This is a genomic window from Alginatibacterium sediminis (assembly GCF_003610775.1).
GTDB lineage: Bacteria > Pseudomonadota > Gammaproteobacteria > Enterobacterales > Celerinatantimonadaceae > Alginatibacterium > Alginatibacterium sediminis.
Genome location: NZ_RAQO01000012.1, coordinates 68,166 through 81,831 on the forward strand (window position 1 = coordinate 68,166; position 13,666 = coordinate 81,831).

Here is a 13,666-nt window from a genome sequence, read left to right on the forward strand (position 1 = left end):
GTAAGTGTTAATTTTTCTTGGAAGTGAAACGGTCAAAAACTGCCTGTAAACAACCAACGATTAAACCAAACAAATGCGCAAGGTTAGCCGTTGGTGGTCCCGCGAGATCCATAAAACCAATGACTAGCCATACCAGCATAAAACCGACAATCGAACGGCTAACGGTTAGGCCCTTCTCCGGACGTAACCAACCAGTCCACCAGCAATAACCTAGCAACGCATAGACAACACCCGATAATCCACCAAAATTAGGGCCCGTTGCAATTAGCTGTGCAAGGTTAGGAATCACCGCTGCTACAACAGTAACAAGTAGTAGTTTTTGCCAACCTAATTGCCGTTCTATTTCGCCACCGAGTTGCCACCACCACAAACTATTAAAGACAATATGTAAAATTGAAAAATGCAGAAAAATAGGAGTAATCACCCGCCAACTATTGCTCAAGGTAATTTGATCAAGCTCTGGAATTCGTAGGCTCATAAAAACCTCGCCACGAAAACCAATGTTCATTAGCAGATAGCTTATACCAGAAATCGCCATTACCAACATGGTGACAATCCCCGCATGAGCGCTCAATGATTGCCAAAAGGAGCTGCCCATTTTGGGGTAACTCAGCGGCGCACCGCTAACGTCGTTGCGCTCCCAAGATGCGGCTTGATACTTTTTATCACCGGGGTTATCCATGAAGGCACGTAGTTCTTTTTCAGTATGCTCCAAGGCTGACTCGTCGATGAGTACAATAGCAATCGCGTCATTATGCGGAGCAAGCTGGCATTCAATATTTTGAATTCGCATATAGTCCACAAAAGCTTGAGCCAAACGCGCGTTTTTAAGTACCACTAATGTTTTCAAGAGACCTCGATATCAATATCTGTTGGACCATTGCTACGCTGCCATGCTTCAAAGCCTCCAGTTAAACTATAAACCTCTTCAAAACCTTGTTGTATAAGGTACTGCGCAGCGCCTTGTGAGCTTATCCCGTGATAACAACACACGACTATTGGTGTATCGAACTCGGTCTCACTAAGCAGTGTATTTATTGTGCCGTCACTTAAATGCATTGCTCCCTTTGGGTGTCCCAGCGCATATGACTGAGGGTCGCGAATGTCTACGATGCGCGCCGTGCCGGTGTCTAACAGTGTAACTGCGTCTGCAACCTCGATGCTCTCAAATTGTTCCATCGTCTTGTAATTCCTATTCCAAACTGCTTAACACAGAATATGCTGGATGTTGAAGCATAGTGCCACGCTTTTCTATTTCAAAAATACTATATTCTGGAAAAGATGCATCAAAAAAGGCAGCCGAAGCTGCCCGTATTTCGATACAAATGAAGCTTAGCCACCCAAGTATGCTTTGCGTACATCTTCATTGGTCAACAGCGCGTCGCCGCTATCTTCAAGAACAATTCTACCGTTCTCGAGTACATAGCCACGATCGGCTAAACGTAGGGCTTGGTTGGCATTTTGCTCAACCAAAAAGATGGTCATGCCTCTATCTCGCAAACTGGCCACAATATCAAAAATTTGTTGAATGATGATTGGGGCTAAACCCAGCGAAGGTTCATCGAGTAACAGCAATCTTGGCTCACTCATTAAGGCTCGACCAATGGCTAGCATTTGTTGTTCCCCACCAGACATGGTACCTGCCCGTTGGGAGATTCGTTCTCTCAAACGAGGAAACAACTCATACATTTCTTCTATTCGCTCGTCGGCTTGCTCGCTGGTGGCAAAGAAAGCCCCCATGCGTAGGTTCTCTTCAACCGTTAACCGCGAGAAAATACGCCGTCCTTCAGGAACCACTGCAATATCGCCACGCATAATTTCGTGGGTTTTTTTCTGAGTAATATCTTGGCCTTCAAACAGCACCTGTCCTGAACTTGCGCGAGGATCGCCACACAGCGTCATAAGCAAGGTGGTTTTACCAGCACCATTGGCACCAATCAGACTAACAATCTCACCCTGTTCAACCTTAATGTTGACATCATGCAAAGCTTGGATCGGGCCATAGTGGGTCGATACGTTCTTAAATTCGAGCATGTATACCTCTTAAAACTCACCCAAATAGGCTTTGATGACGTCCGGGTTATCTTTAATCTCTGCAGGTTTGCCATTTGCTAGTGGACAACCTTGGTTAACCACGTAAATACGGTCGCTAATTCCCATAACCAGCTTCATGTCATGCTCAATGAGCAAAACAGATACGTTCTCTTTGCTGCGCAAATCTTCAATCAGATTATCTAAATCGTCTGTCTCTTTAGGATTTAGACCAGCTGCGGGTTCGTCCAGCATCAGTATTTGTGGTTGCGTCACCATACAGCGCGCAATCTCAAGACGCCGTTGCTGACCATAGGCTAAGTTGCCCGCGCTACGGTTAGCGAATTCGGCTAAGCCTACTTTTTCTAACCAGGAAAGCGCTCGCTGCATAGCATCCTGTTCACTGCGTCTAAACGCAGGGGTTTTCAGCAGGCCGGCGATAAAATTGTTATTGAGATGACGATGCTGAGCAACCAGCAAGTTTTCAATTACCGTCATGTCTTTAAACAAGCGAACATGTTGAAAGGTACGCACAATGCCTTTACGTGCGATCTGGTGTCCTTTCATTCCTTGGATGGCTTCTCCATTGAAGTGAATCTCACCAGAGGTCGGTCTATAAAAACCAGTCAAACAATTAAAGACTGTCGTTTTACCGGCACCATTCGGACCAATGATAGACACGATTTCGCCCGGATGTAATTCCAAGGCAACATTGTTTACCGCAAGTAGACCACCAAAACGCATGGTCAAATTATCAACTTTAAGTAAGGCGCTCATCTTAACTCGCCTCCTTGAGTTCTAAGTGCGGTCGGTTCATTGGCAACAGACCTTGTGGCCGCCAAATCATCATAAATACCATCATTAATCCAAACATCAACATCCGGTACTCGTTAAATTCGCGAGCCAGCTCAGGTAATACGGTCATAATAATGGCGGCAAAAACCACACCCAATTGTGATCCCATACCACCCAGAACAACAATAGCTAAGATAATCGCAGACTCAATAAAGGTGAAAGACTCAGGGCTAATAAAGCCTTGGCGCGCCGCAAAAAAACTGCCCGCAAAACCTGCAAAGCCTGCACCAATCGTAAAGGCACTAAGTTTAATCACTGTTGGATTTAAACCCAGCGAACGACATGCGATTTCATCCTCACGTAAGGCTTCCCATGCGCGTCCTATCGGCATACGCAGCAGACGATTAATCACGAATAAGGTTATTGCTACCAACAAAACGGCCATTAAGTATAAGAAGATAACTTTATGGGTCGACGAGTAGTCGTAGCCAAAGAAGTTATGCATGGTATCCCAGCCACCATCTTTAACTTTACGATTAAACTCTAGACCGAAGAAAGTCGGCTTTGCAATTCCACTTATTCCGTTAGGACCGCCGGTCAAATGGGTTAGATTGTTTAGCAACAGACGGATTATTTCACCGAACCCCAAGGTTACAATCGCCAAATAATCACCGCGTAAACGCAGCACGGGAAAGCCCAGTATTAAACCAAACAAAGCTGCCAAACCACCAGCGATTGGCAAGCAAGTCCAAAAACCTAAACCCTGCTCACTAAGTAATGCATAGCTGTAAGCACCTACTGCATAGAAGCCGACATAGCCCAAATCTAACAGGCCAGCCAAGCCAACCACAACGTTTAACCCAAGGCCTAGCATGATATAGATAAGCGCCAAGGTTGCTAAATCTACAGAGCCGCGTGTGACTAAGAAAGGCCAAATAATCAATGCCGCCAGAACAAAACTGACCATTAAGCGAAACCCCTTAGGGTTACTCTCCATGGTCGGCAATTTAAAACTGAGTTTAAATCCAGAACTCGCATCACCAGGTTTCTTTTTAAATCGACCAAAAATGGCCTGATGAAATAGCTGGCTAAAGAAAACTGCCGCCACGCCAATATAGAGCCACTGTAGGGACTTCGCTGACGCTAATGACAGTTGAATCCCTTGACTACTGGCTTCCATGCGCACGCCAAGCATCCAACCGGCAAGGATGAGAAAAGTAATGCTAGAAATTAATGCATTCTTTAAGGCTGAAGAACTCATACTTTTTCAACCTCCGGTTTTCCTAGTAGACCTGTAGGCATAAATAACAATACAAAACATAACAATCCAAACGAAACCACGTCTTTGTATTCAGTACTAAAGTAGCCCGCGGTAATTGCTTCTGTAATACCAAGCAATAAGCCACCTAATACCGCGCCGGGAATCGAGCCAATACCACCAAGAACAGCTGCTGTAAATGCTTTAAGACCCGCCATAAAGCCTACATACGGGTTAATTACGCCATAGTAGAGCCCAAGCAAGACGCCAGCAACAGCTGCCAATGCAGCACCAATGACGAAGGTTACTGAAATAACTTTATTAGTATCGATGCCCAACAAATTTGCCATTCCAATATCTTCTGAGCACGCACGACATGCGCGCCCCATACGAGAACGCGAAATAAACAAAGTAAGCAAGGTCATCGCCACAAAGGTCACCACAAAAATGATGACCTGCATGTAAGAAATAGTGAGATTAAATCCGTCTTCAGGACCAAAGCTCCAACCACCCGTGATTAGGCTTGGCATCGCAATATCGCGACTGCCTTGAGCAAGACGAATTAAATTTTGAAGAAAGATCGACATACCGATTGCTGAGATCAATGGAATTAGTCGATTGCCGCCTCGCAAAGGGCGATAGGCGATACGTTCAATTGTCCAGCCATAGGCACTGGTTACAATCATACTGATCACAAATGCACCGACCATCAAAACAGGTAGCGCATCAATACCTAGCATTGCTAGTGCTGCAAGCACCATAAACGCCACGTAGCTACCAATCATATACACTTCGCCATGGGCAAAGTTAATCATGCCGATGATACCGTAAACCATGGTATAGCCGATCGCAATCAACGCATAGGTACTGCCAATTGTTAGACCGTTAACCATCTGTTGGAAAAAATAGAAGAACTGCTCAGACATAGGTGCCTCAAGATTTCCTTGCTCAAGGCTGAAAAAGCGACGAACAAGAAACAATAACTAAAAAAACACCAGCCCTAAAGCTGGTGTTTGAACTACAAATTACTCAGCTACTGACGAGGTACCGTCTGCATGCCAGCTAAATACACCAAAGTCGAAACCTTTAAGGTCGCCTTTTTCGTCCCACTGAAGTGGGCCTGCAACTGTTTCGATAGTATTGCTACGTAAGTAGTTTGCAATTGCCTCTGGATCTGAATCAACGGCTGCTGCAGTAGCGATAGCTTGCATCGCAGCGTAAGTTGTCCAAACGAAAGGACCGGTTGGATCTTCACCTTTCGCACTAATTGCATCAACGATAAAGCCGTTAGCAGGATCTAAGTCGTATTTCTTAGGAAGAGTAACGAATAAACCTTCTGATGCATCACCAGCGATAGCGGAGATATCTTTGTTACCAACACCTTCTGGACCCATAAATTTAGCATCAAGGCCTTTCTCGGCAGATTGACGCAAAATCAAGCCCAATTCAGGGTGATAGCCACCGTAGTAAACGAAATCAACTTTCTCTTTTTGCAGTTTAGCAATCAGTGCTGAGAAATCTTTGTCGCCCGCAGTAACCCCTTCGAATGCTACAACCGATACGCCAGCTGCTTCCAATTCAAGTTTAACTGAAGTTGCGATACCTTCGCCGTATTGCTGCTTATCATGAATAACTGCTACGCGTTCCGGCTTAACAGAGTTGATGATGTAACGCGCTGCGGTTGGGCCTTGGTCGCTATCCAAACCAATAGTACGGAATACATATTCGTAACCGTTAGCGGTAATGTCAGGACTAGTTGATGCCGGAGTAATCATCAAAATGCCTTCGTCTTCGTAGACATCACTAGCAGCTTGAGTTGCACCTGAACACAAGTGGCCAACAACATATTGAATACCGTCGTTTACGATTTTGTTTGCTACAGCAACTGCTTGCTTCGGCTCGCACGCGTCATCATAAGAAATGGCTTGAATGGTGATGTCGCCTTGAATAAGTTCTGCGGCGATATTTGCACCGGTGAATTGCATATCACCGTATTGAGCAACAGGGCCCGTTTGTGGACCAGCGATGGCAACTTTAATCGTTTCAGCGCTAACTAAAGAACTACCGAAAAGAGCAAAACTTACTGCGACACCAGCGGCAGTTTTTGTCCATTTTGTCATTATTATTTCTCCATGAAGTATTTTATGTGTGCTGCTGCGATAGACCGTCACCCATAATTTTTGCTTTATAATGGGGTGATCGCATTCCATCGTTACGACATTTTTACCTGTTGGATTGACTAAGAACAAGTCAGAAATTCTAGAACTGATGCAATTTGACCTTCACCGCTCAGCTTAAAATGTTGCGCTAGGTCACATTGTTAGATTAAGCGAAATATATTTAACAATTGAGCAGTTATATAGACTGGAAATTAAACAAAAGGCAGTCGCAAACTTTTATTTTGCGATCCGCCTAAAATATATCCCTATAAAGACCCATGCTTTAAAGTCAGTTGTTTTAGGTATACCCGTAGATAATGCTATAAATGAGCATCATCTGGCTATTTACTCCGCAATAACACTTAATTAACATCCTGCACCGGGATGGAGCATCAACTGATCGGACATCTCGATATTGTACGCATTATTCGTTTATTTTCGCCTCAGCATCCAATGGTGCTTGATGAAGGTGCAAAGAGCGTGTTGGAAATGCAAACTCAGCATCATTATCTTCGACAATTTTCATTACTTTCGTTAACACGTCATGCTTAATTTCATGGAATAACACCCAATCCGTGGTTTTGGTGAAGGTGTAAATAAAGAAATCGATTGAACTCGCATTGTATTTGTCAAAGTTGACGATCAAAGTTTGAGTGGTGTCGATTTGTTCGTGCTCGCTAAGCATCTGCTTTACTTGAGCCACAACATCGCTCATTTTACTGGCGTCAGCGTAACGTAGACCTACCGTTTCTTTAATCCGTCGGTTGCTCATCCGTGATGGGTTTTCAACCGCAATAGTGGAAAAAATTGAATTGGGAACATACAAGGGTCGTTTATCGAAGGTTCTAATTTGCGTAACCCGCCAACCAATCTTTTCGACAGTGCCTTCGATTTCACGGTCGGGAGAGCGTATCCAATCCCCAACTTTGAAAGGCTTATCGAGATAGATAACGATGGCACCAAAAAAATTGGAGAGTAGATCTTTAGCTGCCATTCCAACAATAAGCCCGCCCATACCACCGAAGGCCAAGACGCCAGAAATACTAAAGCCTAAGCTCTGAAATACAGACAATAAGTACAAAATGATACTGGTGAAACGCAGTAGTTTACCAACCGCAAATACCGTTGTGGGATCATGCTGCTCAGACAGCTTTTGCTCTCCAAGTTTTATCGCTCGAATCGCAGCCCAAAGTAACATGGAGCTCATCAACACATAACGTATCGTTGGAATCACCCCCATAAGATTTGATTCTAGCGCCCTAGCAAAAACAGCCGCTACCATAGAAAGACCGATAATTGCGATAGCCCAGTTCATCGGCTTCCATAGTGCAAACCATACAATCTCATCCCAAGCAAAGCGGGTTGCTTCAGTCCATTTCGACACGTAACCGGCTAATACTCGCCATAAGATAAAGCAAAATAAAGTCATTCCTAAAACAATGCCAATTTCTAACAACCAGTTTGATTGCTGCAATAAAGCATGGCGTTGATCAATCCAGTCTAATAAAACTTCCATCGTGCTTAGCTATCCTTATAGTTGTCGATTGTAGATTGTGCGCTATAGCGATACATCTCATATTTATGAATGGCTTGCTTGAGCTGCGCATACTCATTCGGTTGTTGCTTAGCGACTCTAGCGCTAAAATCTTGCAGGCTTTCAGATTTTTTACGAATGAGGCCTTTGGCTTTGACACGCTTCAACTGTCGGCGTAGCTCTCTCGTCGTTTTTGGGGCGGGTCGCCAGTGCCACGGTTGCATCCAAAGCAGCACACTTATTAAAATGCCCAAAGCAAGTACCGATGCGGTGGCGACAATAAGACTACTATTGCCCAACAAGGTACGTAGGCGATTATAAAAATCAAACTGGCGTTGTGAGTCAAAGTTCAGCACCCAACTTGCCCACCAGTAATCAATTTGATCGAGTCCTTGCCTTAACTGATTCAAGCTTTGTGAATACCAGATACGATTCCAGGTTCCAGCTGTTTGTTGCCATTGCTGCGCGGTGTCGGGATTATTACTGTAGTTGAGCGCAACCCGTTGTGGTGATATCCAAGCCGTTGGGTCTACTTGCTGCCAATGCTCGCCATCCCAATACTCAACCCAGGCATGCGCATCAAAGTCACGAATGGTTATCTGCTTACCGTTATCATCCCACTCGCCGCCAAGATAACCAGTGACCATACGCGACGGAATGCCTAGCGCGCGAGCAAATACAACCAAGCTCTGGGCGTAATGTACACAGAAGCCTTGCTGTTGATTGAAACTGAAATCTAAAAAACCCTGCAATCCAGAATATGCTGGCGGCTGTAAGGTGTAGCCAAATTCCTGACTTAAAAACCACTGTTTGAGGGCCGACATTTGTTGAGAGGCGCTTGAGTAAGCTCGAAAGCCTTGAATAAAGCTCTCTAACTCAACTCGATATTGTGGCGGAAGATCGATGAGCTCGGTTAAATTTGACTCGCTGATATCACTGTTACCCGAGCTGCCCAACCAACGCATTGATTTTTGCTGCCGATTCATCGGGGGACTTTCAAACTCCCAATTATCATCCGCCCGATAAAAAATCCCAACATCAGTACTTTGGCTATATTTTAAACTTGGCAGCCAAGCTTGAGAATTGGATTCGAGTATTAAACTATATTCTTGATATGACTCACCTTGAGCACCTCGGGGTGGGTTCGACTTTAATTGTGTGGCTTGACTTCGAAACCAGCGCTGCCCGTCAAAACGGTCCATAACCATCGCTCGCCAATACCATGCTTGGCTCGAGTTCTGCGGTGCTTCAAAGGACGCTCGAAACGCCAAGCGATCTGAGCGGATCAACTCACTAATATCACCAACTTGCACCTCATCGGATAAACCGGTTTGAGCCTGGTTGGCGCTTGGCATTTTCCAAAGTGGGGCCAAACGCGGAAGGAGTAAAAATAAAGTGATGCTCAAGGGAATAACCACGAGCGCAGGTTTAATGGCCGTTGAAAAGCGCAGCTTTTGCAGTTTGCTATCTAAACTCAGCAGTAGTAATAGATGCATGACTATTATTATTAGCGCAAACACAGCATCGATAATCTGACTCGAAATAACTAAGGATAAAGCTGCCAATAGAATACCTGACATGCTCAGCGCTTCGATGTCCCGCCGCAGTTTGAGTTCAGCAAACTTTAGCCCGTAACCCAGCAATATTATACAAGTAAATAACTCAAACTTCGGTAGGTCTCGACCTAAGTAAAGCACGAGAATCGCGGCTACGATGGTAACAAAGCGCAGGATTTTTCGACTGGGCAGTGACCACTTCCCCGTCACTGCCATATAGGACCAAAAACAACTTAGTAGACCAACAACAGGCAACAGCCACAGCACGTTTGTAAGTAATACCAAGCACGTTAATGCATAGCAAGCCATCGCAATTTTAATGGTGCTTGCGGAAAGATAGCCATTCATCGACGCGGCTCTCTAGCTAAGGCCTGCAGCGCTAGGTTTAACTGGACCGAGCCATGCCCAGCAGGTAAATGTTGATGGCTTAGCTCTAAACCGAAAGGCTTGTGTTCTTGGTTTAAACGTTGTGCCCAATAACACAGAACTTCGAGTCTAGCTTCGTAAGCTAGGTGACTTAAATGACGATGGCTTAAGATAAGCCCTTGGCCACTGCGACTACTAAAATCTTTACGTTGCATTGCATGCCCAGCAGCAAACTGCTTCCAAGCCACATGGCTAAGCCGATCACCTGGCCGGTAGGCGTGTAAACCGCTAAATTCATCCATTAATGGTCCCGATGCCAACGATTGTTCTCCCTGCCCTTGAGCTTCGTCTGCAGGACAAACTCGACTCGGCCGACTCATTGGATAGAACAAGGCTTTGGCCTTGAAGTTCAAGTGTGACCAGCAACGAAACAGGCCTAACGGGAAGACACTCCACACTCGGACCCTAGGTAGCAAATACTCTCCTCGTTGACCCGCAGTAAAGCTCAAACTTAGTTCGTCATCATTGTGTAAGCTATTGGTTTGCCCCCAATCTTTGGGTAGATTTAAATTGAGCCCAATCGGTAATATCTGCTTATCAGCCTCAATAGCTATTTTGAGGCTAGCCATTAGCCCCTGCTGTGCCTCTGGATGTTGTTTTAAGCGTAGCTCTAAACCAGACATATTTTGATGACAAAGCACTAAACACAACAACCAAATACTTAGAAGTATTAAACCCATCAAACTCACTAAGTTATTCTGGTAATTGTTGCCTAACAGCAATAGCAGGATTACTAGTATTAACCAAAGAAAGCCAAAATGGCTGGGTAGGATAAACAAGTTATTACGGTTTAAAACAATTGAATGACTCGCCGGAATTCTTCGTTCAATCCAAGATTGGTACCGCATTTGTCGAAACGACTTAAAGCGCCTACGTAAACTCATTAGCTTAGTTCGCGATAAGGATCTACTTGTTCGAGTAGCAACTGTGCCATCTGGGCACCATTGTCGCCACTGGCTAGACGATGGCTACTCACGGCTACAAATACCGCTTGCACATGCTCAGGTAAAAGATGGTCAGAGCCATGAATAAATGCCCAAGCCTGGGCACAACTCAGCAGTATTTTACTCGCTCGCGGCGATAAGCCTCGAGCATTCTCAGTATGTCGGCTCAGGTGGACCAGACGCAGTATATAGTTAAGCAAACTATCACTGGCATGCACTTGTCCAACTTCACTTTGTAGCGCTCTTAATGCGGCTGCACTCAGGCTAGTTGATGGGACGTCACTTGTACTAATTCCTTTAAGCATCTGTAACTCAGACTTGGGGTCAGGAAAACCAATAGCCAAACGCATGGCGAAACGATCGAGTTGGGATTCGGGTAACTCAAAGGTGCCTAACTGTTCACTTGGGTTTTGAGTTGCGATAACAAAAAAAGGTTGTTCGAGTGGATAGCTTTGTCCATCAATACTGACTTGACGCTCCTCCATTGCTTCTAACAGCGCGCTTTGCGCCCGCGGACTGGCTCGGTTTAGTTCATCGGCAAGTAAGAGCTGATTAAAAATCGGACCGGGATGAAATCGAAACGCATGCTCGGCCGCCTCAAAAACAGAAACGCCGAGTATATCTGCAGGTAACATGTCGCTAGTGAATTGTATGCGTTGAAAGCTTAAGCCAAACTGGCCGGCCAAGGATTTAGCCAAGCTGGTTTTCCCTACTCCTGGAACGTCTTCTAGCAACAGATGACCCCCAGCAAGCAAACAGCTTAAAGCTAACCTAACGGTTTGGGACTTACCCAAAAGATGCTGATCTATATTGCTAGCAATCTGAGATAACTGCGGATTCAAGTTCAATCGATTCATCCTTTGGGTTTTTACAACATACTAAGCGTATATCCCACTATGACGCAATAAAGCATCAACTTGTGGCTCGCGCCCCATAAACCCAACAAACAACTGCATAGCGTCTTTACTCCCGCCTTGCTCAAGCACGTTGTCCAAGAAATCTTTCCCCGTTGCTTGATTAAATATACCTTCTTGCTCAAAACGCGAGAAAGCATCAGCGGAGAGAACTTCAGCCCATTTGTAACTGTAGTATCCGGCGCTGTAACCTCCGGCAAAGATATGAGCAAAACTATGTTGGAATCGGTTAAAGCTTGGTGGTGTTAATACCGACACCTGCTCCCTCACTTTTGCGAGAACAGCCGGGACATCAAAATCGCTGGTTTTTAAGTGTAAGTTAAAATCAAATAACGAAAACTCTAGCTGACGAAGCATACCCATTGCTGATTGATAGTTTTTTGCTGCAAGCATTTTATCCAGCATTTCCTGCGGTAGTGGATCACCACTTTCAAAATGCCCTGAAATAAATGATAAGGCTTCCGGCTGCCAGCACCAGTTTTCTAAGAATTGACTCGGTAGTTCCACGGCATCCCACGCAACGCCATTAATTCCAGCTACATCGCTGACATCTACTTGAGTAAGCATGTGATGTAAACCATGACCAAACTCATGAAATAATGTGATGACTTCGTCATGGGTAAATAGCGCAGGCGCGTCACCTACAGGTCCATTGAAATTACAGGTTAAATAGGCAACCGGTAGTTGAACACTTCCATCGGCGAGAACTCTACGGCCAACACAATCATCCATCCATGCCCCGCCACGCTTGTTCTCTCGTGCATACAAATCGAGATAAAATGAACCGCGGTGTTTGTCTTGCGCATCAAACAAGTCGAAAAAGCGAACATCTTGGTGCCAAGTGTCCACATCATCTCTTTCAACAGCGCGAATTGAAAACAAACGTTGAACCACCTCAAATAGGCCATTTACGACTTTTTCTTCCGGGAAATATGGGCGCAGTTCTTCATCGGAAATAGCGTACTTATGTTGTTTAAGTTTTTCGCTGTAATAGGCTAAGTCCCATGCGTTTAGCTGCTCAATGCCAAATTCTTGTTTCGCAAAGTTTTGTAGCTCCTCGAGATCCTTTCGCCCACCAGGAAGCGAGCGTTGAGCCAAGTCTTCTAAAAAGCCTACAACCTGATCTGGACTATTCGCCATTTTGGTTGCTAAAGATTTATGTGCAAAGCTTTCAAAACCGAGCAAGGTGGCGAACTCTTGGCGCAATAGTAGCTGCTCTGCGATAATGTCACTGTTATCAAATTCGCCAGCATTGGGGCCCTGATCCGAAGCACGAGTACAAAACGCCGAGTACATTTCCTCGCGCAGTTTGGCATCATCTGCGTAAGTCATCACCGGTAGGTAGCTTGGAAATTCTAAACTTAATAAATAGCCGTCTAAATCCTTAGCTTTTGCAGCTTGAGCCGCCGCGGCCAAAGCCGATTCAGGCATGCCCGAGAGCAACTCAAGTTTAGTGATATTTTTAGTCCAAGCTTTCGTGGCATCTAGTACATTGTTAGAAAACTGAGAGGCAAGCTCGCTTAAGCGCAAGCTAATTTCACCATAGCGTTTTTGATCATTTACATCTAACGCAATTCCCGACAACTTAAAATCGCGCAGGGCATTTTCAATTGCCTTTTTCTGAGCTGTTGAGTAGCTGCTATATGCTTGAGATTGCTCTAGTGCCAAGTACGCTTTATATAATCCAGCATGCTGGCCCATTTCGGTACTATACTCAGACAATAACGCGATGCACGATTCGTAAACCTCTCGTAGTTCATCACTGTTAACGACCGAGTTCATATGGCTCACAGGAGACCACATGCGGCTTAGACGATCATTGACGGCATCCAACGGTTCAATAAAATTTTCCCAACTTGGTTGCTCGTGTTGCAATACGGCCTCAACTTCAGCACGGCATTCGGCTAGTAAAGCCTCCAAAGCTGGCTGGATTAGTGCTACTTTAATCTTGGAAAACGCTGGAAGCGTAGGTAATTCTAGTAAAGGGTTGGACATTTCGAGACCTTATCTGTCAACACATGTTGTGTATAAGATGAAGACTCTGCTCCC

12 protein-coding genes are annotated in these 13,666 nt (G+C 45.1%); all 12 read right to left on the reverse strand.

Going from position 1 to position 13,666, the window contains the following annotated elements; all coding sequences use genetic code 11:
- Positions 1-7: 7 nt before the first annotated feature.
- On the reverse strand, positions 8-850 hold the full coding sequence (gene glpG / locus DBZ36_RS19080; protein ID WP_233558187.1) for a rhomboid family intramembrane serine protease GlpG: 843 nt from the start codon (positions 848-850) through the stop codon (positions 8-10).
- The gene (glpE, locus tag DBZ36_RS19085; protein ID WP_120356581.1) at positions 847-1,179 is read right to left on the reverse strand and encodes a thiosulfate sulfurtransferase GlpE; all 333 of its coding nucleotides are present in this window, start codon (positions 1,177-1,179) and stop codon (positions 847-849) included. Before glpE ends, glpG begins: the two co-directional genes overlap by 4 nt.
- 153 nt (positions 1,180-1,332) lie before the next feature.
- Entirely contained in the window at positions 1,333-2,034 is a 702-nt protein-coding gene (locus tag DBZ36_RS19090; RefSeq protein WP_120356582.1) for an ABC transporter ATP-binding protein, read from the reverse strand.
- A gap of 9 nt (positions 2,035-2,043) precedes the next feature.
- Positions 2,044-2,808: a high-affinity branched-chain amino acid ABC transporter ATP-binding protein LivG gene (gene livG, locus DBZ36_RS19095; RefSeq protein ID WP_120356583.1), complete on the reverse strand. Its 765-nt coding sequence runs from the start codon at positions 2,806-2,808 to the stop codon at positions 2,044-2,046.
- 1 nt (position 2,809) lies between these two features.
- Complete coding sequence (locus DBZ36_RS19100) at positions 2,810-4,087, reverse strand: high-affinity branched-chain amino acid ABC transporter permease LivM (RefSeq protein WP_120356584.1); 1,278 nt, start codon at positions 4,085-4,087, stop codon at positions 2,810-2,812.
- Positions 4,084-5,010: a high-affinity branched-chain amino acid ABC transporter permease LivH gene (livH, locus tag DBZ36_RS19105; protein WP_120356585.1), complete on the reverse strand. Its 927-nt coding sequence runs from the start codon at positions 5,008-5,010 to the stop codon at positions 4,084-4,086. Before livH ends, DBZ36_RS19100 begins: the two co-directional genes overlap by 4 nt.
- 99 nt (positions 5,011-5,109) lie before the next feature.
- Positions 5,110-6,204: a branched-chain amino acid ABC transporter substrate-binding protein gene (locus DBZ36_RS19110; RefSeq protein ID WP_120356586.1), complete on the reverse strand. Its 1,095-nt coding sequence runs from the start codon at positions 6,202-6,204 to the stop codon at positions 5,110-5,112.
- A gap of 463 nt (positions 6,205-6,667) precedes the next feature.
- Positions 6,668-7,759 (reverse strand): mechanosensitive ion channel family protein, encoded by a 1,092-nt coding sequence (locus DBZ36_RS19115; protein ID WP_120356587.1) that lies wholly within the window; start codon positions 7,757-7,759, stop codon positions 6,668-6,670.
- A 5-nt stretch (positions 7,760-7,764) separates the two neighbouring features.
- The gene (locus tag DBZ36_RS19120) at positions 7,765-9,681 is read right to left on the reverse strand and encodes a transglutaminase family protein (protein ID WP_120356588.1); all 1,917 of its coding nucleotides are present in this window, start codon (positions 9,679-9,681) and stop codon (positions 7,765-7,767) included.
- Entirely contained in the window at positions 9,678-10,643 is a 966-nt protein-coding gene (locus DBZ36_RS19125) for a DUF58 domain-containing protein (RefSeq protein WP_120356589.1), read from the reverse strand. Before DBZ36_RS19125 ends, DBZ36_RS19120 begins: the two co-directional genes overlap by 4 nt.
- The gene (locus tag DBZ36_RS19130) at positions 10,643-11,545 is read right to left on the reverse strand and encodes an AAA family ATPase (protein ID WP_407641494.1); all 903 of its coding nucleotides are present in this window, start codon (positions 11,543-11,545) and stop codon (positions 10,643-10,645) included. Before DBZ36_RS19130 ends, DBZ36_RS19125 begins: the two co-directional genes overlap by 1 nt.
- Before the next feature lie 36 nt (positions 11,546-11,581).
- Positions 11,582-13,612: an oligopeptidase A gene (prlC, locus tag DBZ36_RS19135; RefSeq protein WP_120356591.1), complete on the reverse strand. Its 2,031-nt coding sequence runs from the start codon at positions 13,610-13,612 to the stop codon at positions 11,582-11,584.
- Positions 13,613-13,666: the final 54 nt, after the last annotated feature.